Below are 26,481 nucleotides of genomic sequence, written 5' to 3'. Positions count from 1 at the left end.
CCATGCATCGTTTCCTCCCCCTCGCCGCCCTGGTCCAGTTCATCGCCGTCACCCCGGCAGTCGCGCAGGACACCCCCGACCCCGCCCGGCTGAAGGCGACGGTCGAGAAGCTGGTGAGCTTCGGCACGCGGCACAGCCTGTCCTCCACCGACGACCCGGTGCGCGGCATCGGCGCGGCGCGGCGATGGGCGGCGGGCGAGCTGACCCGGATTTCGGACGGGTGCGGCGGCTGCATCACCAGCGCCAATATCGCGCGCAGCTTCACCGGCCCGCGCGCGCCGAACGGCGTGGAGATCGTCGACGTGCTCGGATTCCAGCAGGGAATCGAACCGCGCCGCGTGATCATCATCGGCGCGCATATCGACAGCCGGGTTACCGACGTGATGAACGCGACGAGCGACGCGCCCGGCGCCAACGACAATGGTTCCGGCGTCGCGCTGGTGCTCGAGGCGGCGCGAATCCTGTCGAAGGAAAAATTCCGCGCGACGATCGTCTACGCCCTCTTCTCCGGCGAGGAGCAGGGACTGTGGGGCGGCACCCTGCTGGCGGAGACGGCGAAGGAGAAGAAGTGGACCGTCTCCGCGATGCTCAACAACGACATCGTCGGCAATACGATCGGCGAGAATGGTGCGCGCGTCGCCGATCGGGTGCGGGTGTTTTCCGAAGGCATCGGCGCGGCGGAGGATCTGCCGACACTCCAGAAACGCCGGCAGAATGGCGGCGAAGATGACGGCCCCTCCCGCGCGCTGGCCAAGGCGGTCGACGGGATCGCCGGCAAGATCAAGGGCGGGATCGATGTCTTCGTCGACCGCAGGCCCGACCGGTTCGGCCGGGGTGGCGACCACAGCCCGTTCCTGGCGCTGGGCTATCCGGCGATCCGTTTCACCGTCGCGGCGGAAAACTGGAAGGGGCAGCACCAGGACGTGCGGGCCGAGAAAGGCGTCGCCTATGGCGACACGGTCGACAAGATGGATTTCGACTATCTCGCCAAGGTGACAGCGATCAACGTCGCGACGATCCGCCGGCTCGCCGCGGCACCCGCCGCGCCGTCAGGCGTCACGATCTCGGGTGCGCTGGGTTATGACACGACAGTCAAATGGCAGCTGGTCGATGGCGCGACGGGCTACCGCGTTCACTGGCGCCGCAACGACGCGCGGGACTGGCAGAAATCGATCGACCTTCCGGCGAGCGCGGTGACCGATGTGTTGAAGGGCGTGCCGGTCGACGACCATTTCGTCGGCGTCTCGGCACTTGGGACGGACGGCGCGGAAAGCCTGGTGACCTTCGCAGGCCCTTGAGACAGAGGAGGGCGAGTCCCCCCGGCTCGCCCTCACTCTCCCGCGCGCGGCGCGGGCCCCAACCTCCCGTTTGCGGGGAGGGGTGTCCGGATCGACCTCAGTTGCAGGCGCAGCGTATCTTGGACTTGGGACGCCAGGTCCGCTTGGCCGCCTTATAGACACGCCGCACCGGCCGATAGGTGGTTTCGATATATTCGGTGGTCGTGGTGGTCACCACGGGCGCCGACTGGACGGTGATCGTCGTGGTGGTCGCAGGCGGATACCAGTAACCGCCGCTCGCATAGCCGCCCGAGCCGGCATAGCCAGAGGAATAGGTCTGGGTATAACCGCCCTGCACGACCTGCGGCGGCGGGCCCTGGGTATATTGGACCGGCGGCGGCGCGTAGCGCGCGCCATAGCCATCTCCACCGGAAGCATAACCATCGTCGCCGCCGCCATAGGCGTAGTCGTCGCCATAGCCGTACCCGTCGTCATAGGAATCCCAGTCGATCCCACCGACCGAATCATACACGCGGCCATAGGAATCGGTCAGGACCGCATCATCATAATAGCGCGTCCAGTTATACCCGACGGGCGGCGAGGACAGGCCGTAGAGGCCATAATTGCCGATGAAGAAGCTCGGCGCGATCCAGTAGCGCGGCAGCGTCCAGCCACGGTCCGGGCGGCGATAGGCCTTCCAGCCACCGGGCGCGTTACTGCCGGCATACCAGCGCCCGCCCACCGAACCGCCCCAGCGGCTGGGGCGAGTCCCCGGCTGGACCGGACGATAACCGGGCAGCGACGTCGCACCGTGATTGCCACGGTTACCGCCCGACCATTGGCGGTTGCCCGACCATTGCCCGTTACCAGACCACTGACGGTTGCCTGACCAACGCCGGCCGTCGGGCCCGTTGCGGAAGGGCGGATTGGGCGACACGGTCGCGGGCGGCGCGACATGCGGGCCCGGGCCAGTGCGGTTCCAGGTCACACCCGGCTGAGAATTGCTGGCCGGCATGCTGGGCACGACGGCCGGCGGCGGCATGGCCCGGCCATTCTGCCAGCCCTGACCATTGGACGGATTCCGCTGCGCCTCGGCCGGAGTCGCGGTAATCGCGGTAACCATTACAAGGCCTGCGATCGTGAGGTTCCGCATGGTAAACAACTCCCGTAAGGGCGCGCGATCGCCCGATGATTAAGAGTTTCGTTACCAAATTGCGTCGATTTCGGCGAGTCAGACTCCTGTCCCGAAACGGATCAGCCCGCGATGCGGGGTGCCAGCAGCCTGACGAGAGCCTCACAACCAGCCGCATCAGCCGCATCGAAGCGCGCCGGTTCCGGGCTGTCGAGATCGAGCACGCCGATCAGCCGGCCGTCATGGACGATCGGCACGACCAGTTCCGACCGGCTCGCCGCGTCGCAGGCGATATGGCCGGGAAAGGCATGGACGTCGTCGACCAACTGGGTTTCGAGGCTGGCCGCGGCCGCGCCGCACACGCCGGTGCCGATCGCGATGCGGATGCAGGCGGCCTTGCCCTGGAACGGGCCAAGCACAAGCTCCCCTTCGACAAGGCGGTAGAAACCGGCCCAGTTGAGGTCGGGCAGATATTGCCAGATCAGGGCAGCGGCATTGGCCATGTTGGCGATGGCGTCAGGCTCTTCAGCGGTGAGCGCACCAAGCGCCGCTTCAAGGTCGTGATAGAGCTCGGCCTTTGAGCCGCTGGTGATGTCGAACTGGTACACACATATTCCTTTGTCTGCCCGCGCGAGATGAGGCCGGGCGCCTCGCTTCGCAAGTCGTCCAGGGCATCGAGATGGCCCGGCGCCATCATCCATTTGGCCAAGAACTCCGAATCGCCTAACCGGGCACCATGACTGCCATTCCCGTCACCCGATCGATCTCGATCGACAGCGATGAGCTGGAAGAATCCTTCACGCGTGCGGGAGGACCGGGTGGCCAGCATGTCAACACGACGGATTCCGCCGTGCTGCTGCGGTTCGATGTCGGCGCCTCGCCCAACCTGCCAGTTGCGGTGAAGAACCGGCTGGCCGTTCTGGCGGGATCGCGGATGACCCGGGAGGGTGTGATTGTCCTTCGGAGCGAGGGCGCGCGGTCTCAACTCCTGAACCGGCAGGAGGTGCGCGAGCGGCTGATCGAGATGATCCGCGAAGCCACGATCGTTCCGAAGAAGCGCCGCCCCACGAAACCGTCCAAAGCCGCAAAGGCGCGGCGCATGGAGGGGAAGGCGAAGCGGTCGAGCGTCAAGTCGCTGCGCGGCAGGCCGATCGATTAAGGGCAGCGGCTCGGTGCCTACGGAAAAGCGGCGTCCGAAGAGAAAAGGAACCGAGGTGGCGACAATACCACCCGGCTGGTTCGTAGGCACTGGATATTCGAGGCACGCGCCTATAGTTGAACGAGCAAGCACAGGGAACTGGCAGCTTTTTGGAACCAAGCGGCTTTGCAAGCTTGAAAAGGGCACAAGCGACCGAGCAGTCGACGTACCGCCGTCCATCCCATCGCCTTCAATTAACCACTTTGCAAATCCAAAAATCGAGATACATCAAAAAAAGTCCCGCTAACTTACATCGCAACGTAAATTACCTTAGGATAACAGAGCCTATGAACAAGACATATGATACAACGTGCCATATATTAACTGCTATCACTTGCATCTTGTTAGCAACTCTTTCTGCGCCCGCCTACGCGCAAACCATCTCTACGTACAGCGGCCATATATATAAAATTCAACTATCTGGCGCTTCAAATTATGCGTTCAGAGTATCCGTCAGCCCCTCCTTACCAGCGTGTGAATTTCTATATATAAACAAGCCTTCCGACGACAACTATGATGCCAAGGTTTCAGCTCTTCTGACTGCATATACTGCGAATAAATCCGTCACACTTGCTTATTATACACCGAGCAGCGGCTCTTATTGTCAACTTAACGATATCACCATCGCGAACTGAAAAATTCCATACAGATTCGTGGATGACTTCATCATGGACTTCTCCATCCGCTAGCCAGTCTGCCGGATACCGTGCCCTTGTCGAGTTCCTGTTCAACAAGCTCAAAACGCTTCGAGGCGTTGACACCGGACAGGTGCAATTCAACTATTTGGCTCTCGCCAAACTCCGTTCGCGTTCGGATGTGCTTTACAGCTTGGCAGAGAGGCTGAAACCCGCCTTCAGGAAGCGCTCCGGCAGCGGCGCTTCGGCCTTGATCGGATCCTTGCCGGTACGCGGTACGAGCAGCGATGCGGCGTGAAGCAGGGTCTCGCCCTTGCCGTCGCCATAAACCGGGTCGCCCACCACCGGCGCACCGAGCGCCTCGGCGGCATGGACGCGGATCTGGTGGGTGCGCCCGGTCTCGGGCCGGAACTCGACGAAGCTGCGCCCGTCCTTCACCGCCAGCACGCGCCAGGCGGTGCGCGAAGGCTTGCCGTTCGGGTCGCCACGCATGCGCCAGCCGGTTTCGGCGGTGCTGACTTTCGACAAGGCGAGATCGATCAGGCCGCTCTCCCCATCGGGCACGCCCTCAAGCACGGCAAGATAGCGTTTCTCGACGATGCCTGCCTCGAAGGCATGGTGGAAACGCGCGTGCGCCTTTGGGTTGCGCGAAAGCAGCAGACAACCGGAGGTATCGCGGTCGAGCCGGTGCACCGCCTGCGGCCAGCGGCGGAAGCCGAAGGCAAGCGCCTCAAGATGATTTTCGAGGCTTAGCGAGCCGTCACGCGGGCGGTCGACCGGAAGGCCGGCCGGCTTGTCGATGACGATTGCCTCGCCATCGAGGAACAGGACTTTATCGAGGAGCATTTCCTGCCCTTGCCACTCCGCGCACCCACATGCCAGAGGATCCCCGTGACGTCGAAGACAAAGCACGCGATCGGGATGGTCTTGTCGGTGGCGTGCCTCGGTACGGTGCCGGTTCTCGCTCAGGTCCCGAATGCGGGAACCCCGGCATCAATCGCACCAGTCATGGTACCCGGTATCGGCGTCACCAGCGCCGATGGGCGGATGTTCGGCCACCTGCCCTATGCCGAAGCCCCGGCAACCGACATGGTGCCCGTTACGTCGCCCGGCTTCGCGCTTGGCGGAACGTGCCGCCTGCAAAAGGACGCGGCGGCCGACCTCGTCATGTTGATCGAGGCGGCCAACGCGACGCCGGGCATCGCGCACAAACTCAGGGGTGTCTCCTGCTACCGAACGATCGCTTATCAGCGGTCGGTATTCTGTCGGGCTGGCGGACGCGATTCCTGCGGCGACACGGCCTCTCGCGCACACGATGTCGGGCCGCCAGGATATAGCGAGCATTCCACCGGCTATGCGATCGACTTCGGGGTCCATCCCTCGCCCGGCTGCCGGGATCTCGAATGGTGCATGGCCAGCACGCCCACCGGCCTTTGGCTGATTGCCCATGCGCGGGAGTTCGGCTTCGAACTGTCCTTCCCGGCGGGCAACAAGCAGAATGTCGGCTGGGAGCCTTGGCACTGGCGCTGGGTCGGCAGAACCGCCCAGGCACCCGGCGCGGCGCGGGCCCGCACGATCTTCGCCCGCGCCCGCGCGCAATTCCCGGCAAGGCCGATGATCGCTGAGCCGGTGATTCAGGTGACTCACGCCAGGCCATCGCCGGCCGTGCTGCCGATCCCGGTCTTCTGGCCGGGGGTCTATTATTAGGGGACCATCCCTCTCAGTTGGTGTCGAGCGCTTCGACTTTGCCAGCCGAGGCAGGCGCTCAGGACAGGCCTCGGCCCTTTCGGCTGAAGTCGAGAGGCACTGCTAAGCCCCGACGCTGGTTTCTCGACTTCGCTCGAAACGAACGGGTAGTGAGTTGGAGAGACATCGCACGGAAGGGGGCGTCCGCGGCAAGCCGCGAACGCCCCCTTTGACGCTTCGGATACCCGACGTCAGCCGAACACCTTGGCGGCGACCTCCGCGATCCGGCGGCCCTGGTAGCGCGCGCCGTCAAGCTCGACACTGCTCGGCTGGCGGCTGCCGTCGCCATCGGCGATGGTGGTCGCGCCGTAGGGCGAATTGCCGTGCACTTCCTGCACGCCCATCTGGCCGGCGAAGCCATAGTCCAGGCCGACAACGGTCAGGCCGAAATGCAGCAGGTTGGTGATGATCGAGAAGAGCGTCGTCTCCTGGCCGCCATGCTGGGTGGCGGTCGAGGTGAAGGCACCGCCGATCTTGCCGTTGAGCGCGCCGCGGAACCACAGGCCGCCAGCCTGGTCGAGGAACGATGCCATCTGGCTCGACATGCGGCCGAAGCGGGTCGGCGCGCCGATGATGATCGCGTCATAATTCGCCAGCGCCTCGACGCCCTCAATCACCGGATGCGCCGTATCGGCCTTGAAGCCAGCGGCGGCAACGACCTCGGCCGGCGCCGTTTCGGGCACGCGACGGATATCCACCTCGGCACCGGCGGCGCGGGCGCCCTCGGCGACGGCATCCGCCATCTGCTCGAGATGACCATAGGACGAATAATAGAGCACAAGAACCTTCGGCATGGGAATTCTCCTGAAAAATGTCCCTCCCGCGCCATGGGAAATCCGGGCGGGAGGGACTGGGGGTGGGCGCCCGGTTTGCAACTGGCCGGGCGTTCGGGGAGGACGAATGCCCACCCCCGGCCTGCTCCCGCCCCGGAGGGATGAGGCGGGAACAGGAACTCGCTATTCGGAGTCGACGAGCACCAGCTCGGCATCCTCGACCGCCTTGATCTCGACCGTCTGGCCGCCGCCGATCGCCGCGCCGTCACGCGCCTTGAAGGGCTGGCCGTCGATCTCGATCGCGCCGGTCGCGGGGACGAGATAGGCATGCCGCCCCTCGCCCACGCTATGAGTGATCGTCTCCCCGGCCTTTACCGTCGCCCCGAGCACCCGCGCGTCGGCACGGATCGGCAGGGCGTCCTTGTCCTCCGCGAACCCGCTGGCCAGCACGGCGAACCTGCCGCTGCGGTCGCTCTTCGGGAAAGGCTTGGCGCCCCAGCTCGGCGAGCCGCCGGTCCTCTTCGGCTCGATCCAGATCTGGAAGAGCGTCGTGGTCTCGGGCTCGAGATTATATTCGGCGTGGCGGACGCCGGTGCCAGCGCTCATCACCTGGACGTCGCCCGCCCCGGTGCGGCCCTCGTTCCCCATCGAATCCTTGTGGGTGATGGCACCTTTGCGAACATAGGTGATGATCTCCATGTCGCGGTGCGGATGCGCCGGGAAGCCGGAGTTCGGCCCGATCTCGTCGTCGTTCCAGACGCGGATCGCGCCCCAGCCCATGCGGGCAGGATCATAATAATTGGCGAAGCTGAAATGGTGCCGGGCGTTGAGCCAGCCATGATCCGCATGGCCCAGGCTTTCGAACGATCTTTTCTCGATCATCGCATGTCTCCCTAAGAAGCAGGAATTGGGTTGCCGCCAAGATAGGGGCCTGGATCGCCACGTAAATGGAAACGCTGGAAACTGATCGTTTCCCACTCTAATCTCCCCCGCAAGCTCGGGAGGAATGGATATGCGTCTGCCGGATCTGGAAGCGTGGGCGATCTTCGCTTCCGTCGTCGAGCATCGCTCGTTCAGCGGGGCGGCTGATGCGATCGGCGTGTCGAAGGCGACGGTGTCGAAGGCAGTCACCCGGCTGGAAGCGCATCTCGGCCAATCGCTGTTCCACCGCACCTCTCGCCGGCTGACCCTGACCGAGAGCGGCAAGAGCCTGGCTGAACATGCCGCGCGCATCCTGGCCGAGGCGATGGCCGCCGAGGAGGCCGCGCACGACGCCGCGACCGCGCCGCATGGCCTGATCCGCGTCACCGCGCCGATGACGCTCGGGCTGCTCAGCCTGACGCCCGCGCTCGCCGAGTTCCTGGCCGATCATCCGGGGATCGAGATCGATCTCAACCTGTCCGATGCGAAGGTCGATATCGTGGCAGAGGGAATCGACGTCGCGCTGCGCATCGCCGACCTGCCCGACAGCTCGCTGCGCGCGCGCCGGCTCGGCCCGATCGCGACGCATATCGTCGCCGCCCCTTCCTATCTCCACAAGCACGGTCGTCCGACGCACCCGGCGCAGCTCGGGGAGCATGCCTGTCTCGGCTATACCAATGTGACCGGTCCCTGGCGCTTCGTCGGTCCCGATGGTGGCGAAGCGGCGGTGCGACCGGCCGGGCCGCTGCGATCGAACAGCGGCGATGCGTTGCTGCCGGCGCTCCGGGCTGGCCTCGGCATCGGCGTCCTGCCGGACTTCATCGTGGGCGGCGATCTGGCGGCGGGCACGCTCGAGGCGATCCTGACCGACTGGCACACGCCGCCGATCGCGCTGCACCTGCTCACTCCGCCGGGCAATCTGCGCCCCGCGCGCGTGGAAGCCTTGATAAGTTTCCTTACCGACAGGTTTCGCAATATCTGCGCGAGCGAGGAGCGGCGGGCCGCCTGAAACCATCTGCCTAAGGGTAATTCCTGATCCACGGATTCCCCGCGACTCGCGGAGTCAGGCCGGTTAGCGAAGAATTAACCTTTTGCGTTCATTCCTGATCAGGTTAATAGTTTATGCAGGGTGCGTCGGGCCGTAGGGGGCATCGAGCGCCGCGAAGTGACAGGGGAACTGCCAGATGCGCGTGCTGCTGATCGAAGACGAGCCGACGACCGCCAAGGCGATCGAGCTCATGCTGACGACCGAAGGCTTCAATGTCTACACCACCGATCTGGGCGAGGAAGGCCTCGATCTGGGCAAACTGTATGATTACGACATCATCCTGCTCGACCTGAACCTGCCGGACATGCACGGCTATGACGTGCTGAAGAAGCTCCGGGTCGCCCGGGTGCAGACGCCGGTGCTGATCCTGTCGGGCATCAACGAGATGGATTCCAAGGTACGCAGCTTCGGCTTCGGCGCCGACGACTACGTCACCAAGCCCTTCCACCGCGAAGAGCTGACCGCCCGCATCCACGCCGTGGTCCGCCGTTCCAAGGGCCATAGCCAGTCGGTCATCCGCACCGGCAAGCTCGCCGTGAACCTCGACGCCAAGACGGTCGAGGTCGACGGTAGCCGTGTTCACCTGACCGGCAAGGAATATGCGATGCTCGAGCTGCTGTCGCTCCGCAAGGGCACGACGCTGACCAAGGAAATGTTCCTGAACCACCTGTATGGTGGCATGGACGAACCCGAACTCAAGATCATCGACGTCTTCATCTGCAAGCTCCGCAAGAAGCTGAGCCTTGCCTGCGAGGGCGAGAACTATATCGAGACCGTCTGGGGCCGCGGCTATGTGCTGCGCGACGCGGACGAAATCGGCGCACCGGTCGCCGAGGTCGCCTGAGCCTTCCCGGCAATCGTCTCCAGGCTTAGGGCCGCGGCACCGGGGGGTGCCGCGGCCTTTTGTTTTTTTGGGGGGACCAACATACCCCATCCGTCATGCTGAACTTGTTTCAGCATCCAGGCGCGGCCATCGCGGCGTGGAGAGCGGATCGAGGCCATAATCCAGTGCCAGATCGCGCCAGCCCGGATTGGTCGCTTCGATCAGATTGATCTTCCAGGCGCGATGCCATGCCTTGAGTTGCTTCTCCCGACGGATGGCGTTTTCCATGTCCCCGAAGAATTCGATAAGCACCAACCGTGTGGCACCATATTTCGTGACGAAGCCTTCGGTGATGCCGTGGCGGTATTGGATCATACGACCGATCGGGTTGGAGGTGACTCCTATATACACCGTGCCGCGCTTCTGACTGGCGACGATGTAGACCGCTGGCGTACGCTCCATTGGCGTTATCCCCCGTCGACCAGACCGCGCATGGATCCTGAAACAAGTTCAGGATGACCGCAATGGCGGTCGGGATCAGGTCGTCCTATTTCCGCACGAACTCCTTGTGCCCGCCGACCCAGGTCTCCTCGACCTTCGTGGCGCGCAAATCGCTTGGGCTTGCCAGCAACGGATCCCGGTCGACGATGATGAAGTCGGCGCGCTGGCCGGGTGCGAGCCGGCCGAATTTCTCTTCAGCGAACCCGGCATAGGCCGCCGCGCCGGTGAACGCCCACCAGGCCTGTTCGCGAGTCAGCTTTTCCTCAGGCCGCCAGCCGCCATAGGGCTGGCCTTCCGCATCCTGCCGGGTGAACCCCGCCGCCCAGCCGGCAAAGGGATCCGGGCTCTCGACCGGATAGTCGGAGCCGAACGCCAGCACCGCGCCGTTCTTCAGCATCGAGGCCCACGCATAGGCCCCCGCGAGCCTGTCTGGTCCGAGCCGCGCCTCCGCCATCGCCCGGTCGGACGTCTGGTGCACCGGCTGCATCGACGCGATCGTGCCGTGCCGGCCGAAGCGCGGCAGGTCGGCCGGATCGACGATCTGGGCATGCTCGATCCGCCAGCGGCGATCGCCCTTGTAGGTTTCGGACAGTTCCTCGATCGCATCGAGCACCTGCGCATTGGCCTTGTCGCCGATCGCGTGGACCGCGACCTGGTAATTGTCCATTGCCGCGCGGCTCATCAGGTTGCGGATGACGTCGTCCGCCATGAAGCCAAGGCCCGACTGTTTGGGAACGTCGCTATACGGAGCCTTGAGCCACGCGCCGCGCGAACCGAGCGCACCGTCGGCATAGAGCTTCACGCCGCCCATGCGCAGCCGATCAGCGTAGAGCCAGGAGGTGGGCCCTGCCCCGCCGACCCGGATCGCCGTCTCGACACCGCTGCTGTAGCTCATGATGCGGATGCGCAGCGCGCCCGCATCCCCGGCACGGCGATAGCTGAGCCAGTCGTCAAGACTGGTCCCCATGTCAGCCGTCGCGGTGATGCCGAGGCTGAGCAGCCGCGCCTGCGCCTTGAGGAAGGCTGCGTCGCGATCCTTGGGCAGGGGTTGCGGCACGGCCTTGGCGACCAGTTCCATCGCCGCGTCGACGAACACACCGTTCGGCTGCAGGCCGGTCTTCTCGATCCGGCCGCCCGGCGGCGCCACGCTTTTCGAGGTGACGCCAGCCGCCTTCATCGCGGCGCTGTTGCCCCAGCTTGCATGCCCATCGGCGCGGGACAGCCAGACCGGCCGATCGCTCACCACCGCGTCGAGATCTGCCGCGGTCGGGAAGCGGCCAAGGCCCCATGCTTCCTGGTTCCAACCACCGCCGAGGACCCATTTCTTGTCGGGATTGGCGGCGACATAGACGGCGATCCTGGCCAGGGCCTCGTCGAGCGATTTCGTGCCCGACAGATCGAGTTCGACATCGCGAAAGCCCAGTTCCATCACATGACCATGCGCGTCGATGAAGCCGGGGAGCAGGACCTTCCCCTTCATGTCGGCGCGCCAGTCAAGTTTCTCCGGACGCTTGTCGCTGGGCTGCATCAGCCGGATGACCTTGCCGTCGGGCGTCATCAGCAGGCCGTTGAAATGGATGACCTTGCCATCCTTGTCGAGCGTCATGCCGTTGACATTGTCGACCAGGGCATCAGCGAAAGCGGGCGTGGAAAATGCGAGTGCGGCCAACGCCGAGACAAGGAGCCTCACCGCGGCAACCTGCGCACCAGCGAGCTCGTATCGTTGCGGCCGCCGCCCATTTTCTGGACGTCGGCATAGAATTGATCGACCAGCGCCGTCAGCGGCAGCGTGGCACCGTTCCGCCGTGCCTCGTCAAGCGTGAGGCCCAGATCCTTGCGCATCCAGTCGACCGCGAAGCCGAAATCGAACTTGTCCTCGCTCATCGTCGCCCAGCGATTCACCATCTGCCAGCTCGACGCAGCGCCGCCCGATACCGCTTCGAACACCTTGTCGGTGTCGAGCCCGGCGATCTGCGCGAAACGCAATGCTTCCGCCACGCCCTGCACCACGCCCGCGATCGCGATCTGGTTGACCATCTTGGTCGTCTGGCCCGCACCCGCCGCGCCGATATGGACGATGCGCAGCGCATAGGCCTGCATCAGTGGCTCGGCCACGGCCATCGCTTCGGCGGTGCCGCCGCACATGATCGAGAGCTTGCCGTTTTCGGCGCCCGCCTGGCCACCCGAGACGGGCGCATCGACCACGAGCAGGCCCTTCGCCCCGCCCTCTTCCCCCAGCCTACGCGCGATCTGTGCTGAAACAGTGGTATGATCGACGAACAGGGCGCCCGCCGCCATCGCGCCGAACGCGCCGTTGGCGCCCAGCGTCACCTCGGCCAGGTCGTCGTCATTGCCGACACAGCTGAACACCGCATCCTTGCCGGCCGCTGCCTCAGCCGGGGTCGCGGCGACCGTGCCGCCATGTTTCCCGGCCCAGGCCTCGGCCTTGGCGCGCGAGCGGTTATAGACGGTGACGCTATGGCCGGCGGCGACGAGATGTCCCGCCATCGGCGCGCCCATCACTCCGGTTCCGATGAATGCGATATTGGTCATCGCGCCGCGATAGGGGCTGTTTCCGCCTCATGCTAGATGAGAGTGACGGGGCGCATGCAGTAACGACCATTGCGGCTGACGATTTCAGGGCCTACCTCGCGCAGCTATGGCTACCGATCCCCTGCCCGCCGCTGAAACGCTCCCCGTCACCCTGGCCGACGTCAAGGCGGCGCATGCGCGGATCGCCACGTCGATCGTCCGGACGCCCACCTTCATCAGCAAGACGCTGTCCAGGCTGACCGGCGCCACCGTCTATCTGAAGTTCGAGAACCTTCAGTTCACCGCAGCCTATAAGGAGCGCGGCGCACTCAACACGCTGTTGCAGCTCGCCCCGGAGACCAAGGGCGTGATCGCCGCCTCGGCCGGCAACCATGCACAGGGCCTGGCGTATCACGCCAACCGGCTCGGCATTCCCGCGACGATCGTGATGCCGACCACGACGCCGACGGTGAAGGTGACCCAGACCGAGGGCCACGGCGCGACCGTCGTGCTGTTCGGCACCACCTTCGACGCAGCCTATGCCCATGCCCGGGAGCTTGAAACGGAGCGCGGCCTGACCTTCGTCCATCCGTTCGACGATGTCCGCGTGATCGCGGGCCAGGGCACGGTCGCGCTGGAGATGCTGGAAGATGCACCGGCGATCGACACCTTCATCACGCCGATCGGCGGCGGCGGACTGATCTCCGGCACGGCGACGGTCGCCCGCGCGGCCGACCATCCAGTCGAGGTGATCGGCGTGCAGGCCGAGCTTTTCCCGTCGATGTACAACCGCCTCAACGGCACCGATCTTCCCTGCGCCGGCGACACGCTGGCCGAGGGCATCGCGGTGAAGGAACCCGGCGGGATCACCTCGCGCATGGTGAAGGCGCTGGTCGACGACATCGTGCTGGTCAGCGAGCGAAGCCTGGAGGAATCGGTCAGCCTGCTGCTCCAGATTGAGAAGACCGTGGTCGAGGGCGCGGGCGCCGCCGGCCTCGCCGCGCTGCTGCAGCATCCCGAGCGGTTCCGGGGCAAGACCGTCGGCATCATCCTGTGCGGCGGCAATATCGACACGCGGCTGCTCGCCAATGTGCTGTTGCGCGACCTTGCCCGGTCAGGCCGGCTCGCCCGATTGCGCATCCGCCTGCAGGACCAGCCCGGCGCGCTGTTCAACGTCGCCCGGATCTTCGACGCGGAACGCGTCAACATCATCGAAATCTATCATCAGCGCGTGTTCACCACGCTGCCGGCCAAGGGCCTGATCACCGACATCGAGTGCGAGACGCGCGACAAGGCGCATCTCGACCGGCTGATGGCGGCGCTGCGCGCGGACGGATACGAAGTCAGTCCGGTCGAACTCGCCTGACGAAATGAATCACAGCTGCGGTGAACCGATTCCCGCGACTCTATCCGCGAGTCGCGGGATGCGATATGCTGCGCGTCAAGTCCGCTCGGACCATGAATCCCCAAGACTCAAAGCAACCGCGGCGTTAACTCTCTTTCATGGTAAAGCCGCTTTTCATCACGACTCAGGCGATTCATAACGGGGTCGAACCAGGCATCGGGCCAGGGTGGAAAAGGGGGTTATAGGCGGTGACCGCGCCATTTCGTTTTCCGCGCTTCTTCGTGACGAGCCCATCGCCCTGCCCCTATCTACCGGGGCGCCAGGAGCGGAAGGTTTTCACCGAACTGAACGGCCCGCATGCCGGCGATCTCAACGACGCGCTTGGGCGGATCGGCTTCCGCCGCAGCCAGTCAGTCGCGTACCGGCCAAGCTGCGCGGGCTGCACCGCCTGCGTCTCCGTCCGTGTCGTCGCATCGGATTTCGTGCCCAACGCCACCCAGCGCAAGCAGATCCGTCGCAATGCGGATCTTGAGGTCAGCCCCTGCCGCGCCTGGGCGACCGACGAACAATATCAGCTACTGCGCCGCTATCTCGCCTCACGTCATCCCGGAGGCGGCATGGCCGATATGGACGAGGGCGATTACGCCGACATGGTCGAGCATTCGCCAGTCAACAGCTACATCATCGAATATCGCGAGCCGGCGCAGAACGGCGTGCGCGGACGGCTGATCGGGGCTTGCCTGACCGACCAGCAGGCGGACGGGCTGTCGATGATCTACAGCTTCTTCGACGCCGAACATTCGCTGCGGGCGGGCATGGGCAACATGATCATCATGGACCATATCCTGCGCGCGCGGAGCATCGGCCTGCCTTATGTCTATCTCGGCTATTGGGTGAAGGGGTCGGAGCGCATGGCGTACAAGACGCGCTACCGCCCAATCGAAGTGCTTGGCCCGACCGGCTGGACCGTACTGACCGACGAGGACGCGACCTACGCACCGCCTGCCCAGAAGAATGTGCTGATGGCCGACGAACTGGTCTGAACGCCACGGCCCCTCCCGCCAGCCGGGCGCTGAATCAATCCTGCGGACTTCCTCTTCCGACGTGCAGGTCAACGTCGAGCTCCTCATCACCCTCGCCCAGCCTTGATCCGGCAACGGGTGCGGCGCCACCGGAATCCAGCGCCACCGCGACGCGCGCGTGCGCCTCGTCAGCCGACAGCCCGGTGCACGGATCGAACGCCACCCAGCCAAGTCCCTCGACCCAGGCCTCAGCCCAGCCATGCGGCGCCGGCGGCGTGTCACCGATGACGCAGACCGAACTGTAACCCGAAACATAGCGCGCCGGCACGCCGAGCCCGCGCGCGGCAGCGGCGAACATCTGCGCGAAATCGCGCGGCGTCGCCGTGTCCAGCACGAATGCCTCCGCCGCGGTCCGCCCGGAAACGGGACGTCCGCGATCGAGCGCGAAACGCCTGTGGAAGGCCAGGTTCAGCGCATGGAGCCTTTCGACCGGATCATCCCTGCCGGAGACCGCTTCCGCCGCGAACCCGGCCAGCGCCGCGCTCGGCTCGGTCAGCGGCGTGGCGCGCAGGAACAGGGGCGGCGGCAGCGGCTCGTGCGCGCCATAGACGATGCCGTTGGAGCTATTGGTCAGCACCTCGCCCGAGACGGATATCTCGATATGGCCGATCGGGCCCTCGACATAGAGCATCGTCACCCGATTGCCGAAGCCGTCGCGACCCGGCCGCATCCGCGCATCGCAATCGACATGGAGCTGCCAGCCCGCGACGGTCTGGTCGTGCGTATCCTCCGGCGTGAGGCGGAGCATCTGGGTGAGGCGCCCTTGCGGCACCGAGAAGCGATAGATCGTTCGGTGGTCGACCGTTATCCGCATCAGCCGAACTTGAACTGCCGGCCGATCGCCTCGTGGAGGAGATCATTCTCGGCGTTGAAGGCCTGGAGATACTGGTGCAGCCCGTTGGCGATCACCTCGCCCGAACGGGTCTTGGCCAATCGCTGCTGGCGCATCCGTGCCATGCGGTCAGCCTCGCCGTGAAGGCCGGTACGCTTGGCGAGCAGGTTGAGGATTTCGAGCGTCTCCTCGGCCGAGGCGGCGAGGCTGCGCGGCAGTTCGGCGCGGGAGATCAGCAGGTCGATCACGTTCGACGGCCGCAGCCCTTCCGAATAAAGCCAGCGATAGGCGGTGACCGCGGACACGGTCTGCAGGATGGTGGTCCACTGGTCGCGATCGACCACGCCGCCGACCTGCTCGCCCTTGGGCAGCAGCAGGTGATATTTCACATCCAGCAGGCGGGCGGTGTTGTCGGCACGCTCGACCGCCTGGCCGAGACGGATGAACCAGGTCGTCTGGTTGCGCAGCATGCGGTGGATCGCCCCCTCGAACCCCCGCGCCTCCGTCTTCACCGCATCGACCAGGCCGAGCGTCGCGGTAACGCCGCCGGGGCTCGAGCGACTGTGAAAGATCAGCCAGGCGCGGTTGATCGCCGTCCAGGCCTCGCGGGTCAGCGCGGTGCGCACCGCGCGCGCATTGTTGCGCGCCATGTCGAGGCAGCGGACGATCGACCCGGGGTGGCTCCCGTCGAGCGTCAGGAACCGCACGACATGCTGCTGGGTCATTGTCTCGCCCGTGGCGGCGAAGGCGGTGTCGGTTTCAGTGACGGCGAGGGCGCTGGCCCAGGCTGCCTCGCCGGCGGGGCGTGGCGAAAGAACGTCGAGCCGGACGGTCGCCTCGACAAGCCGTGCGATGAAATCGGCGCGCTCGATATAGCGGCCGAGCCAGTAGAGGGAGGAGGCGGTGCGGGAGAGCATCGTTAGATCCTCCCCATACCGTGGAGGATCCGCGCTACGGCCCTCACAATTGCTGCCCCTGAGTCTGGCTGTTCCCGCCGTCCATCAGCACGAAGCTGTCCTTGGTCCCGCCGCCCTGCGACGAGTTCACCACCAGCGAGCCCTCCTTGAGCGCAACGCGGGTCAGGCCGCCGGGTACCACCTGGACTCCCCTGGATCCGGTCAGCACGAAAGGCCGGAAGTCGACGTGGCGCGGGGCGAGGCCGCTGTCGCTCAGGGTGGGCACCGTCGACAGCGCGAGCGTCGGCTGGGCGATATAGCGGTGTGGCTCGGCGATCAGCGCGGCGCGGAAAGTCTCGATCTCGGCCCTGGTCGCGGTCGGGCCGACGAGCATGCCGTAGCCGCCCGAACCGTCGACCAGCTTCACCACCACATCCTCGAGATTATCGAGCACGTATTTCAGCGCCTGCGGCTCACGGCAGCGCCAGGTCTCGACATTGGGCAGCTTCGGCTCGCCGCCCGAATAGAAACGGACGATCTCCGGCATGTAGCTGTAGATCGCCTTGTCGTCGGCGATGCCGTTGCCCGGCGCGTTGAGCAGGGCGACATTGCCCGCAGCATAAGCGGCGATCAGGCCAGGCACACCGAGCATCGAATCCGGACGGAACACCAAAGGATCGAGATAATCGTCGTCGATGCGGCGGTAGATCACATCGACCTTCACCCGCCCGGCAATGGTGCGCATCCAGACGATATCGTCGTCGACCACGAGGTCAGCCGCCTCGACCAGCTCGATGCCCATCGAATCAGCGAGGAAGCTGTGCTCGTAATAGGCCGAGTTGTAATGGCCAGGCGTCAGCACGACGCAGACCGGATTCTGGCCCGAGCCATGCGGCGCGACCGACTTCATCGTCTCGAGCAGCCGGTCGGGATAGCTGTCCACCGCCGCCACGCGGAAGTCGCGGAACAGTTCGGGACAGAGGCGCAGCATCGCCTCGCGATTTTCAAGCATGTAGCTGACGCCGGAGGGAGTGCGGGCATTGTCCTCAAGCACGAAGAATTCGTCGGGGCCCGTACGGACAAGATCGATGCCGCAGATATGCGCCCAGATGCCATGCGGCGGTCGCATGCCCGCGATCTCGGGCCGGAACTGCGGGTTGCCGAAGATCAGGTCCTCGGGAAGGATACCCGCCTTGAGGATCTTCCGATCGCCATAGATATCGTCGAGAAAGGCGTTGATCGCCTCGACCCGCTGCACCAGCCCTTCGGATAGCCGCGACCATTCGTCAGCGAGGAAGATGCGCGGGACGATGTCGAAGGGGATGATGCGTTCCGACGCGTCGCTGTCACCATAGACCGCGAAGGTGATGCCGAGCTGGCGGAAGGTCGCCTCCGCAGATTGCTGGCGGCGACGCAGTTCGGCGTCGGGCGTCTCGTCCAGCCAGTCGCCAAGCGCGGCGAGTTCCGGTCGCGGCGTGGTCGAACCGCCCTGCCCCATGATCTCGTCAAACGCGCTTCTTATCCCCATCGAAACGGTAAAGCCCCCATATGACCGCCTGGTTCCATGCTGCGATGTTTTGCTGCGACGCACAAGGGGCGTTCTTCGCGCTGCAACTGCCCCCAGCCTGATGGTCAAGATAAGACGCCTGGCATCCGCCCGCCAGTGTCATGAGCAACCTTTGGGAGTAACGACATCCATATTCCTCTCGTTTTCTGTCGGACATATTCAATGTTTGAATCATTCCGCACGCATCCTCACATCTGAAACTTGCAGCCGATACAATGATCAATCCGGATATGGACTCTTCCGCGGAAAAGCATAGGTTTCATCAAGACACGAATCGGCAATCTTAGAAGCGAGATAGCTCAACCGCGAATGCGCAGCAGTCGTTATTGCATTCTCTCGACTTTGAATGATGTTTGATTTGCGTTTCGTAGCGCCGAGGAGTCGACATGCTCGAACTGGAAATCGCAGGCGAATCTCGCATTCATGAGCACTATGATCATGCCGATGACATCTTGGATCATGCGAAGGGGTTGCGGTTTATCTGGCTTGAGTTGACTCAACATTGCAACCTTCGATGCCGCCATTGCTACACCACATCATCGCCCGCTAGGCCGCACAACGACATCGATTGGCTCGACCTGCTTGCTCAAGCCAGGGCGCTGGGCTGCGAGGGCGTTCAGTTCATTGGAGGCGAGCCGCTAACGCACCCCAGAATCAACGACTATATCACGTTCGCCGGCGAGAACGGGTTCTCGAATATCGAGATATTCTCAAATGCCGCCCTTCTGGGCGAGGGGGTTTGCCAGCTCATGGCCAAATTCGGCGTGCAACTCGCCACCTCATTTTACTCTGCGGATGCTCGCAAGCACGATGCCATAACATTGACTGATGGAAGCTTCGACCAGACAGTTTCCGGCATCAAATTGGCGCTTGAGCACGACATTCCCATTCGAGTGGGGTTGATAAATCTGGAAGACGAAAAGCAAGCGTCCGTTCGAGATGATATCGAAAGAACGATGATCTACCTTGAGCATCTTGGCGTAAGCCGACAGAGAATCGGTGTCGACAATGTCAGGCCCGTCGGGCGAGGAAGCAAGATAACGCCTTTCGTATCGCAATCCGAAACGCTGTGCGGCGGATGCTGGAAGGGAACGCTTGCTGTTTCGTTCGATGGAAATTGCTACCCTTGCATTTTCTCGCGCCATGAGAATGTCGGGAATATCAGGGCGTCAACGTTGAGCGAGATTGTAAAGGGCGCGACACTAACTGCCTTTCGCATTGCATATGCGGAGGAGGCAAGGGCGAACACCATCAACGCCGACTGCACGCCCGAATGCAACCCAGCTGGATGCTCGCCAGTATGCGCGCCCGCCGATCCGTCCCCATGCAATCCCTGGGGGTGCGGCCCGCTATGCACGCCCGGCACGCCGAGTTGCATTCCGGGCAATGGCTGCCGACCCAGCGACGAATGCCCGCCGCACACCTGCCCGCCACGCACGAATTGATCGCTCATGCCCTGGTTCAAATATGGCGACTATCTCAAGCATTGCGACCAGCCCTGCTACGACGAAGTGCTCGCGACAGGGAGTCCCGTCGCGTATCAGGGCATTTATCAATGCTCGAGGTGTAGCGGTGAAATCGTGATGCGCCCCGGCCAGCGCCTGCCCGAACATGCCGAATGCAACACGTTGGGAAAAGTGGGTTGGCGGCTTATCGTCTTCGCGGACTCAAAACCCAAATGGTCCGGGACGCTGAAGAATCCAAACTGGACCGAGGAGGTCGATATTTAATCAATCGGCGACCCTTTGCTCGCCGTAAATCTCTTCGATCTTGTGCGGTTCCGCTCCTGCCAGCGTGCTGACGAAACCAAGCGCCTGCTTCTACCCGTCAAGAGCCGAGCGCCGCCAGTATTCCGGGTGTGAGGACCTGCGGCAACACCTGGGGTTCGGCGGCGCCGGGCGCGTAATAGAGGTAGAGCGGCACGCCGGCGCGGTTGTGCGCCTGGATGAAGCGGCCGAGCGCTGGATCGCCGTCGGTCCAGTCGCCGACCATTACCGCGACCTTGTGCGCCGCAAAGGCGGATTGAGTCGCTTCGGTCTCGATCGCCACCTTTTCGTTGACCTTGCAGGTCAGGCACCAGTCGGCGGTGAAATAGGCGAACACCGGCCTGCCCTCGGCCCGGAGCGCGGCAAGCCGCGCCTCGCTGAACGGCTCAGCCATACCGGCCGCCTTCGCGCCCGCCGCTTCGGGGCGGTGCGCGGTCGCGGCGAGCCAGATGCCGCCCGCGACGATCGCGAGCAGCAGGGCGATGGCGACGATACCGAAGCCCAGCCCGCGTGCCTGGCGGCGGCCGGCCGCCCACAGTATAACCGCCGCGCCGAGCGCGACGAGCAGCCCCTGAGTCATGCCGTCAACGCCGGTCTGGCGGCCAAGCACCCAGACCAGGGCGATGGCGGTGAGCCACATCGGGATCGAGAGGAAACGGCGGAACGTCTCCATCCAGGCGCCCGGTTTGGGCAGGCGCTTGCGCAGCGCCGGCACGAAGCCCAGCGCCAGGAAGGGTAAGGCAAGCCCAAGCCCGAGCCCGGCGAATACAGCGAGCGCGGCGGGCCAGGGCAGGATCAGTGCCGCGCCCAGTGCCGCGCCCATGAACGGGCCGGTGCAGGGAGTCGCGATGAACGCCGCCAGCGCGCCGGTCGCGAAGGCACCGCCGGCACCACCAGCCTGGTTGACGAAGCGCGGCGTGGGAATCTCGAACAGGCCGCCGAGGTTCAGCGAGAGCGCCACGGTGAGCAGCAGCAGCAGCATGATCGCCCGCGGATCCTGAAGCTGGAACGCCCAGCCGACCGCGCTGCCGCCAGCCCGGAGCGCGAGGATCGCGCCGCCCAGCGCCACGCATACCGCGACCACCCCCGCGGTATAGGCAAGCGCCTCGTGCCGCGCCGAGCGTTCATCGAGATGCCCGCGCGCGAGGCTGAGCGCCTTCAGGCTCAGGATCGGGAAGACGCAGGGCATTATGTTGAGGATCAGCCCACCAAGCATCGCACCGGCAAAGGCGATCAGCGTCGCCATCAGGACACCGTCCGGAATGCCAGTCGAAGAGGCAGCGACGGTTCCGGCCGCCGCCGTCACCATCAGCCCCTGCCCCGGCGCGATCCGCAGCACGCCGACCAGCGGCCCCGCGCCGCCGCTGACGCCGGCCTTGGTCTCGACCACGACCCGGTCGCCGTCGTGGGAGACCTTCTGCCCGGCCGCATAATCGACCAGGCCGGTCGTGACCGGGAAGAAATAAGCGTCGGCCAGCGGCGCGCTCGCGGGATAGGGGATGGCGATCCGGATCTGTCCCGCCGCGGCCTGAAAGCTCGCCTTCGCATCGAGCGGCTTCGGGATCGCTCGGCGCCAGGCATCGAAACGCGCGCGGGATTCAGCCGTGACCGCGCCGTCGCCGATCGTCAGGTCGACCGACAGATCCGCCTCCTCTGGCACGCAAACCGTCTTGGTGCAGACGAGATATTGCGCATAGAGCTTCACCGGCAGCGCCGTTCCCGGCGCGAGTCCGGCCGGTATCCTGAGCGTGACCAGCGGCGCGTAGGGCGCCTCGAACACATAGTTCATCAGGCCGGCCATCAGCAGCATGCCTGGAACCGGATAGGCCGGCTCGCCCGCGGTCACGCCCTTGGGCAGAGTCCATTTGAGCGTCGCCGGAAAGCCCGCGTCGCCAGGGTTCTGCCAATAGCCGTGCCAGCCAGGCTCGGGCCGCGAGTCGAGCGCGAGCGCCACGTCCTGCCCGGCGGCCGGCGTCATGCTCTCGGCGACCAGGCGCATCGCGAGGTGCGGGCCCTTGCCAAGGGCGCCCGGCGCCTCCGCCGGGGCGCTTGCCGCCGCGAACATCGCGGCCAGCATCGTCACAATCAGGTAACCGAACGCGCGCATCGCCCATCCTTGTCGGCAGTCACCCACTCGCCCATAGCGGCAGGTGGGGTGCATTGCACCTGAGCGCGGAGAAACAACACGTGAAAAGATTGGCATCGATCGCCACCCTGGCCGCCATCGCCTTGTCGGCCCCGCTCCAGGCCCAGGAAACGCCCCCGCCAAGCGCCGCAGCCGCCCCCCGGACCCCGCCGAAGCTGATCGTCACCATCTCGGTCGATCAATTCTCCGCCGACCTGTTCGCCGAATATCGCAACCGCTTCACCGGTGGCTTTGCGCGGCTGCTGAACGGCGCGGTCTTCCCCTCGGGCTATCAGAGCCATGCCGCGACCGAGACCTGCCCAGGCCATTCGACCATCCTGTCCGGGTTCCGCCCCGAACATACCGGCATCATCGCCAACAACTGGACCGACCTGAAGACGCCGCGGGCCGACAAGCAGGTCTATTGCGCCGAGGACGAGAGCGTGCCCGGCAGCACCTCCTCCAAATATACCGTGTCAGACAAGCATCTGCTCGTCCCGACGCTCGGCGAGCGGATGAAGGCGGCGAACCCGGCGGCGCGCGTCGTGTCGGTGGCAGGCAAGGACCGCGCGGCGGTGATGATGGGCGGCCACAAGGTGGACGAGCTCTGGTGGTGGAACGGCAAGGCGTTCGTCTCCTATGCCGGCCGAGTCGCGCCGCCGGTGGTCGAGCGTACCAACACAACCGTGTCGGCGCTGATCGCGCAGGCACAGGGGCCGCTCGACGAACCCGATTTCTGCCTGCCGCACGACCGCGCCATCCCGGTCGGCGGCGGCAAGACCGTCGGCAGCGGCCGTTTCGAGCGAGCCGCCGGCGACGCGGGCAAGTTCCGCGCCTCGCCCGCCTTCGACGCCGCGATCCTCGCGCTCGCCGCCGGCATGATCCAGGACATGAAGCTCGGCCAGGGCAGCGCGACCGACCTGATCGCGGTCGGCGCCTCGGCCACCGACTATGTCGGCCATGGCTATGGCACCGAGGGTAACGAGATGTGCGTGCAACTCGCCAATCTCGACCGGTCGCTCGGCTCCTTCTTCGACATACTCGACAAGACCGGAGTCGATTATGCCGTGGCGCTCACCGCCGACCATGGCGGCCACGACCTGCCGGAGCGTAACCGTGAACACGGCATCCCCGAAGCGGCGCGGATCGACCCGAATTTCACCCTGGCCGGCATCGGCGAGGACATCATCGCCAAGCTGAAGCTCAAGGTCACCGGCCCGCTGCTCTACGGCGATGCCGGTTCGGGCGATGTCTGGATCGACCCGACGCTGACGAAGGAGCAGCATGCCGCGGTCTTGAAGGAAGCGCTTGCCCGAATCCGCGCCCATCCCCAGGTCGCCGATGCCCTCCCCGCCAGCGCGATCGCGGCGACGCCGAGCCCGAGCGGGCCGCCCGAAACCTGGACATTGCTCCAGCGTGCCCGTGCTTCCTATTACGCGCCGCGATCGGGCGACATTCTTGTCGCGATGAAGCCGCGCATCACGCCGATCGCCGATCCGACTAGGGGCAGCGTCGCTACCCATGGCAGCTTCTGGGACTATGACCGCCGGGTGCCCATCCTGTTCTGGCGCAAGGGCATGACCGGGTTCGAGCAGCCCTTGTCGGTCGAAACGGTCGACATCATGCCGACGCTCGCCGGCCTGATCGGCCTGCCGGTCTCAGCGCCCAAGCCGGATGGCCGGTGCCTGGATCTCGATGCGGGGCTGGGTTCGACCTGCCACTGACGGAGATGCCGGGACGGTTGACGAGGCCGTGGCGCTGATCGATGTTGGGCCCCGATGACCGCTTCCTCAGCCGCGCTCGCCTCCGCCCCGGACCATCTGCCCCATATCCGCGGGCTTGAAGATTATTGGGCGCGCTGCACCTTCCGGTCGCAGGCGGAGGCGAACCGGGAAACCCAGTCGCGCCCGTTGCTCGACGTGCTGGGTCTCGGGCTCGAGCAGACGCTGAAATATCTTGGCGCCGAGCAGCCCGATTTGCCGACATTCCAGGCCTGGGTCCTGGAAACCGCCGGGGAGCCCGATCCGCTGAAGGTCGCGCGCTATCATGCATGGCTCGACGGCGCGCCGCCGCCGGACGGGATCGCGCAGAGGCTGCGGGCGATCGACGAGGCCCCGCCCGTCCTCGACCGGGAGGATCTGGCGCATTGGGACGAACATGGCTTCGTCATCCTGCGCCAGGCAATCACCCCGGATCAGGCCAGAGCGGCCGAGGAGCTGCTCTGGCGGCAGGTGAACGCGACGCCCGACGATCCGCAAAGCTGGTACGAACGCCGCCCCAACGGCATCATGGTCCAGCACTTCCAGGATTCAGCGATGGAAGCGGCGCGACAATCGCCACGGGTGCACAAGGCATTCGCCCAGCTCTGGGGAACCGCCGACCTCTGGATGATCACCGACCGGCTGAGCTTCAACCCGCCCGAGCGGCCGGGTTTCACCTTTCCCGGGCCGAACCTGCATTTCGACATGAGCCTTGCCCTGCCGATCCCGTTCGCGACCCAGGGCATCCTCTATCTGACCGAGACCACCGGGGATCAGGGCGCGCTTCAGCTCGTGCCGGGTTTCCATCACGGAATCGAGGACTGGCTCGGAAGCGTGGGCGATGGGGACCCGCGGACGATCGACCTGAGCGACCGGGCCGTGCCGATCGCCGCCGGTGCGGGCGACCTCATCCTCTGGCGGCAGGACCTGCCCCACGGCGCAAGCCCGAACCGCGCCGCCCGGCCGCGCATGGCGCAATATGTGAACATGTATCCGGCGGACCTGACGTCAAATCCGGTATGGCGGTAGCGCGGCCCCGCCAGCGGGATCATATCCGCCCCGGACATCCCAATTTCCCTGTTCCAGGCAATTAACAGGGAAATTTACAGGGAACTTCTTTTTTCCAGGCGGAACAGGACGCTTATTCGTCGATATTGTCGAATATATTCAATGCCTTGATATTGAATTCCCTGTTATCGGATAACAGGGAAAATCCCTGCCGGAATAGGGAAACCAGCGTTGCGAAAATGAGAAAGAGCAGGACCGAAGGGCTTCGGTGGAGATCATGTTGCGACGGGCTTGGTGCGATTTGAATCGGCGCTCCGCGGCATTCGCTGACTGCCTGAATGATGGCCTCATAATTCTGGATGACCGCATTCGCCGCAATTCTTGCCATTCGCGGTGGCCGGTGGGGGCCCCGATAGCGGACGTTAGGCCCCGGCTTCCTGATGCACGGCGAGGACGATCCGACGCGCTAACTCGGCGTAAACTTCGGGTCTCCGACTGTCGTTCGCGACAACCTCTGCTTCGACGACGCCGTAGCTGGTCCCAAGTTCATCGTTGGCACGCTCGACACCTACGCTGATCCAGCCGCGAGTCTCATCGGCGTCGATGGGGTCCCCATGGGAGCAACCACCAATGGCCGGTAAGACCCGCACGTCGAAGCCACCGTTGTGCGTGGGCTGAACTCGCATTCTCAAGAGATTATGCGTCGGACCGGGGATGTGGCTGCCCCGGAAAAAGTTGCCGCCTTTCGTCACTCTCATGGCGCCAGCCTATCGCTGTTTGTGTCCGCCTTCCACCGAAACGAGCGAACACTTGTCGGGCCGCTAACCACCAATGTCGACCGTTCAACGTTCATGCCGAAAGCTGTCGTTCTTGAGTTCGCGGTCTAGCTTTTCACGCTGCGACAACAAGAACTTAGAGAGAGAGAGAGAGAGAGAGAGAGAGCGGGCCAATTCCGATTTCGAGCCTCTCACTTCAATGAGTCCTGACCTTAGAAAAGGGTACAGTATCGGCACCGGCGGCGTGATGACGAGCCTGTGGCTCCTGATAGCAACGAACGCGCGACCGGCTCAATGCGCCGCCGCTTTCGAAAAGACATTCATCACCAGCACACCCGCAATGATCAGCGTCATGCCAGCGATGGCGGCGGCATCGAGCTTCTGCCCGTGGAAGATCCAGGCGATCGCCGCGATCAGGACGATGCCGACGCCGGACCAGATCGCATAGGCGACGCCCGTCGGGATCGTCCTCAGGGTAAGCGACAGGAAATAGAAGGCGATTCCATAGCCGACGATGGTGACGATCGACGGCACCGGTCAGGTGAACCCTTCCGACAGCTTCATGAAGGACGTGGCGCACACCTCCGAGGCGATCGCGATGGCGAGATAGAGATAGGACATCGCCGAACCATAGAGTGTCGGCGCAGCATTGGCACGACGCGCCGTGCCGACATGTCCCGAAATATCCCTTCCGCCCTCCTCCGGATCGCTCTCTCCCCGTCCGCGACGGGAAGAAAT

25 protein-coding genes and 1 pseudogene are annotated in these 26,481 nt (G+C 64.7%); 11 read left to right on the top strand and 15 right to left on the bottom strand.

The window, feature by feature from the left end; translation table 11 throughout:
* Positions 1-2 precede the first annotated feature (2 nt).
* A complete protein-coding gene (locus NDN01_RS02415) occupies positions 3-1,298 on the top strand; it encodes a M20/M25/M40 family metallo-hydrolase (RefSeq protein ID WP_272625545.1) in 1,296 nt (431 codons plus the stop codon).
* Between the two features lie 97 nt (positions 1,299-1,395).
* Here the strand turns inward: NDN01_RS02415 and NDN01_RS02410 are convergent, their stop codons facing one another.
* Positions 1,396-2,430 (bottom strand): RcnB family protein, encoded by a 1,035-nt coding sequence (locus NDN01_RS02410; RefSeq protein ID WP_272625544.1) that lies wholly within the window; start codon positions 2,428-2,430, stop codon positions 1,396-1,398.
* A 101-nt stretch (positions 2,431-2,531) separates the two neighbouring features.
* Positions 2,532-3,017: a GAF domain-containing protein gene (locus NDN01_RS02405; RefSeq protein ID WP_272625543.1), complete on the bottom strand. Its 486-nt coding sequence runs from the start codon at positions 3,015-3,017 to the stop codon at positions 2,532-2,534.
* Between the two features lie 128 nt (positions 3,018-3,145).
* On the opposite strand from NDN01_RS02405, the gene arfB reads away from it, so the two are divergent.
* Positions 3,146-3,568, top strand: coding sequence for an alternative ribosome rescue aminoacyl-tRNA hydrolase ArfB (gene arfB / locus NDN01_RS02400; protein WP_272625542.1), 423 nt, complete (start codon positions 3,146-3,148; stop codon positions 3,566-3,568).
* An 860-nt stretch (positions 3,569-4,428) separates the two neighbouring features.
* On the opposite strand, the gene NDN01_RS02395 is transcribed toward arfB, so the two are convergent.
* Positions 4,429-5,088: an RluA family pseudouridine synthase gene (locus tag NDN01_RS02395; RefSeq protein ID WP_272625541.1), complete on the bottom strand. Its 660-nt coding sequence runs from the start codon at positions 5,086-5,088 to the stop codon at positions 4,429-4,431.
* Positions 5,089-5,250: 162 nt separating this feature from the next.
* Between NDN01_RS02395 and NDN01_RS02390 the strand changes: the two genes are divergently transcribed.
* Positions 5,251-5,949, top strand: coding sequence for a M15 family metallopeptidase (locus tag NDN01_RS02390; protein WP_272625540.1), 699 nt, complete (start codon positions 5,251-5,253; stop codon positions 5,947-5,949).
* Positions 5,950-6,179: 230 nt separating this feature from the next.
* Here NDN01_RS02390 and wrbA read toward each other — a convergent pair whose 3' ends face one another.
* Both wrbA and NDN01_RS02380 read right to left on the bottom strand, forming a co-directional pair.
* Positions 6,180-6,782, bottom strand: coding sequence for an NAD(P)H:quinone oxidoreductase (wrbA, locus tag NDN01_RS02385; protein WP_272625539.1), 603 nt, complete (start codon positions 6,780-6,782; stop codon positions 6,180-6,182).
* Between the two features lie 162 nt (positions 6,783-6,944).
* Positions 6,945-7,643: a pirin family protein gene (locus tag NDN01_RS02380; protein ID WP_272625538.1), complete on the bottom strand. Its 699-nt coding sequence runs from the start codon at positions 7,641-7,643 to the stop codon at positions 6,945-6,947.
* Positions 7,644-7,773: 130 nt separating this feature from the next.
* Here NDN01_RS02380 and NDN01_RS02375 point away from each other — a divergent pair, with 130 nt between their 5' ends.
* A complete protein-coding gene (locus NDN01_RS02375; protein WP_272625537.1) occupies positions 7,774-8,691 on the top strand; it encodes a LysR family transcriptional regulator in 918 nt (305 codons plus the stop codon).
* Between the two features lie 175 nt (positions 8,692-8,866).
* Complete coding sequence (gene ctrA, locus NDN01_RS02370) at positions 8,867-9,574, top strand: response regulator transcription factor CtrA (RefSeq protein ID WP_272625536.1); 708 nt, start codon at positions 8,867-8,869, stop codon at positions 9,572-9,574.
* Between the two features lie 93 nt (positions 9,575-9,667).
* On the opposite strand, the gene NDN01_RS02365 is transcribed toward ctrA, so the two are convergent.
* The 3 genes from NDN01_RS02365 to NDN01_RS02355 form a co-directional block, all read right to left on the bottom strand.
* Positions 9,668-10,015: a GIY-YIG nuclease family protein gene (locus NDN01_RS02365; RefSeq protein WP_272625535.1), complete on the bottom strand. Its 348-nt coding sequence runs from the start codon at positions 10,013-10,015 to the stop codon at positions 9,668-9,670.
* Between the two features lie 85 nt (positions 10,016-10,100).
* Positions 10,101-11,744 (bottom strand): amidohydrolase, encoded by a 1,644-nt coding sequence (locus NDN01_RS02360; protein ID WP_272625534.1) that lies wholly within the window; start codon positions 11,742-11,744, stop codon positions 10,101-10,103.
* The gene (locus NDN01_RS02355) at positions 11,741-12,607 is read right to left on the bottom strand and encodes an NAD(P)-dependent oxidoreductase (protein ID WP_272625533.1); all 867 of its coding nucleotides are present in this window, start codon (positions 12,605-12,607) and stop codon (positions 11,741-11,743) included. The genes NDN01_RS02360 and NDN01_RS02355 overlap by 4 nt, the downstream gene beginning before the upstream one ends.
* 106 nt (positions 12,608-12,713) lie before the next feature.
* Between NDN01_RS02355 and NDN01_RS02350 the strand changes: the two genes are divergently transcribed.
* Together NDN01_RS02350 and NDN01_RS02345 are read left to right on the top strand one after the other, a co-directional pair.
* Positions 12,714-13,952, top strand: a complete 1,239-nt coding sequence (locus NDN01_RS02350) for a threonine ammonia-lyase (protein ID WP_272625532.1) — start codon at positions 12,714-12,716, stop codon at positions 13,950-13,952.
* A gap of 227 nt (positions 13,953-14,179) precedes the next feature.
* Complete coding sequence (locus NDN01_RS02345) at positions 14,180-14,974, top strand: arginyltransferase (RefSeq protein ID WP_272625531.1); 795 nt, start codon at positions 14,180-14,182, stop codon at positions 14,972-14,974.
* Positions 14,975-15,008: 34 nt separating this feature from the next.
* Here NDN01_RS02345 and NDN01_RS02340 read toward each other — a convergent pair whose 3' ends face one another.
* From NDN01_RS02340 to NDN01_RS02330, 3 genes are read right to left on the bottom strand one after another with little or no spacing between them, the layout of a single operon-like run.
* Positions 15,009-15,827 (bottom strand): transglutaminase family protein, encoded by an 819-nt coding sequence (locus tag NDN01_RS02340; RefSeq protein ID WP_272625530.1) that lies wholly within the window; start codon positions 15,825-15,827, stop codon positions 15,009-15,011.
* Complete coding sequence (locus NDN01_RS02335; protein WP_272625529.1) at positions 15,827-16,762, bottom strand: alpha-E domain-containing protein; 936 nt, start codon at positions 16,760-16,762, stop codon at positions 15,827-15,829. Before NDN01_RS02335 ends, NDN01_RS02340 begins: the two co-directional genes overlap by 1 nt.
* A 43-nt stretch (positions 16,763-16,805) precedes the next feature.
* The gene (locus tag NDN01_RS02330; RefSeq protein ID WP_272625528.1) at positions 16,806-18,269 is read right to left on the bottom strand and encodes a circularly permuted type 2 ATP-grasp protein; all 1,464 of its coding nucleotides are present in this window, start codon (positions 18,267-18,269) and stop codon (positions 16,806-16,808) included.
* Positions 18,270-18,694: 425 nt separating this feature from the next.
* On the opposite strand from NDN01_RS02330, the gene NDN01_RS02325 reads away from it, so the two are divergent.
* Positions 18,695-19,753, top strand: a complete 1,059-nt coding sequence (locus NDN01_RS02325) for a radical SAM/SPASM domain-containing protein (protein WP_272625527.1) — start codon at positions 18,695-18,697, stop codon at positions 19,751-19,753.
* Positions 19,754-19,759: 6 nt separating this feature from the next.
* Positions 19,760-20,038 carry a hypothetical protein gene (locus NDN01_RS02320; RefSeq protein ID WP_272625526.1) on the top strand — a complete coding sequence of 93 codons (279 nt, stop codon included), beginning with the start codon at positions 19,760-19,762 and terminating at the stop codon, positions 20,036-20,038.
* Between the two features lie 97 nt (positions 20,039-20,135).
* Here NDN01_RS02320 and NDN01_RS02315 read toward each other — a convergent pair whose 3' ends face one another.
* Positions 20,136-22,181 (bottom strand): protein-disulfide reductase DsbD family protein, encoded by a 2,046-nt coding sequence (locus NDN01_RS02315; RefSeq protein ID WP_272625525.1) that lies wholly within the window; start codon positions 22,179-22,181, stop codon positions 20,136-20,138.
* An 89-nt stretch (positions 22,182-22,270) separates the two neighbouring features.
* Between NDN01_RS02315 and NDN01_RS02310 the strand changes: the two genes are divergently transcribed.
* Together NDN01_RS02310 and NDN01_RS02305 are read left to right on the top strand one after the other, a co-directional pair.
* Positions 22,271-23,923, top strand: coding sequence for an alkaline phosphatase family protein (locus NDN01_RS02310; RefSeq protein WP_272628460.1), 1,653 nt, complete (start codon positions 22,271-22,273; stop codon positions 23,921-23,923).
* A 54-nt stretch (positions 23,924-23,977) separates the two neighbouring features.
* Positions 23,978-24,988: a phytanoyl-CoA dioxygenase family protein gene (locus tag NDN01_RS02305; protein WP_272625523.1), complete on the top strand. Its 1,011-nt coding sequence runs from the start codon at positions 23,978-23,980 to the stop codon at positions 24,986-24,988.
* Positions 24,989-25,100: 112 nt separating this feature from the next.
* On the opposite strand, the gene NDN01_RS02300 is transcribed toward NDN01_RS02305, so the two are convergent.
* The 3 genes and pseudogenes from NDN01_RS02300 to NDN01_RS02290 form a co-directional block, all read right to left on the bottom strand.
* The gene (locus NDN01_RS02300; protein ID WP_272625522.1) at positions 25,101-25,355 is read right to left on the bottom strand and encodes a hypothetical protein; all 255 of its coding nucleotides are present in this window, start codon (positions 25,353-25,355) and stop codon (positions 25,101-25,103) included.
* A gap of 34 nt (positions 25,356-25,389) precedes the next feature.
* Complete coding sequence (locus tag NDN01_RS02295; protein WP_272625521.1) at positions 25,390-25,725, bottom strand: hypothetical protein; 336 nt, start codon at positions 25,723-25,725, stop codon at positions 25,390-25,392.
* A 309-nt stretch (positions 25,726-26,034) separates the two neighbouring features.
* Positions 26,035-26,364 (bottom strand): annotated as a pseudogene (locus NDN01_RS02290) (DMT family transporter).
* Positions 26,365-26,481: the final 117 nt, after the last annotated feature.

The organism is Sphingomonas sp. QA11 (genome assembly GCF_028473665.1).
GTDB lineage: Bacteria > Pseudomonadota > Alphaproteobacteria > Sphingomonadales > Sphingomonadaceae > Sphingomonas > Sphingomonas phytovorans.
This window is presented reverse-complemented; position numbering and strand designations above follow the sequence as displayed.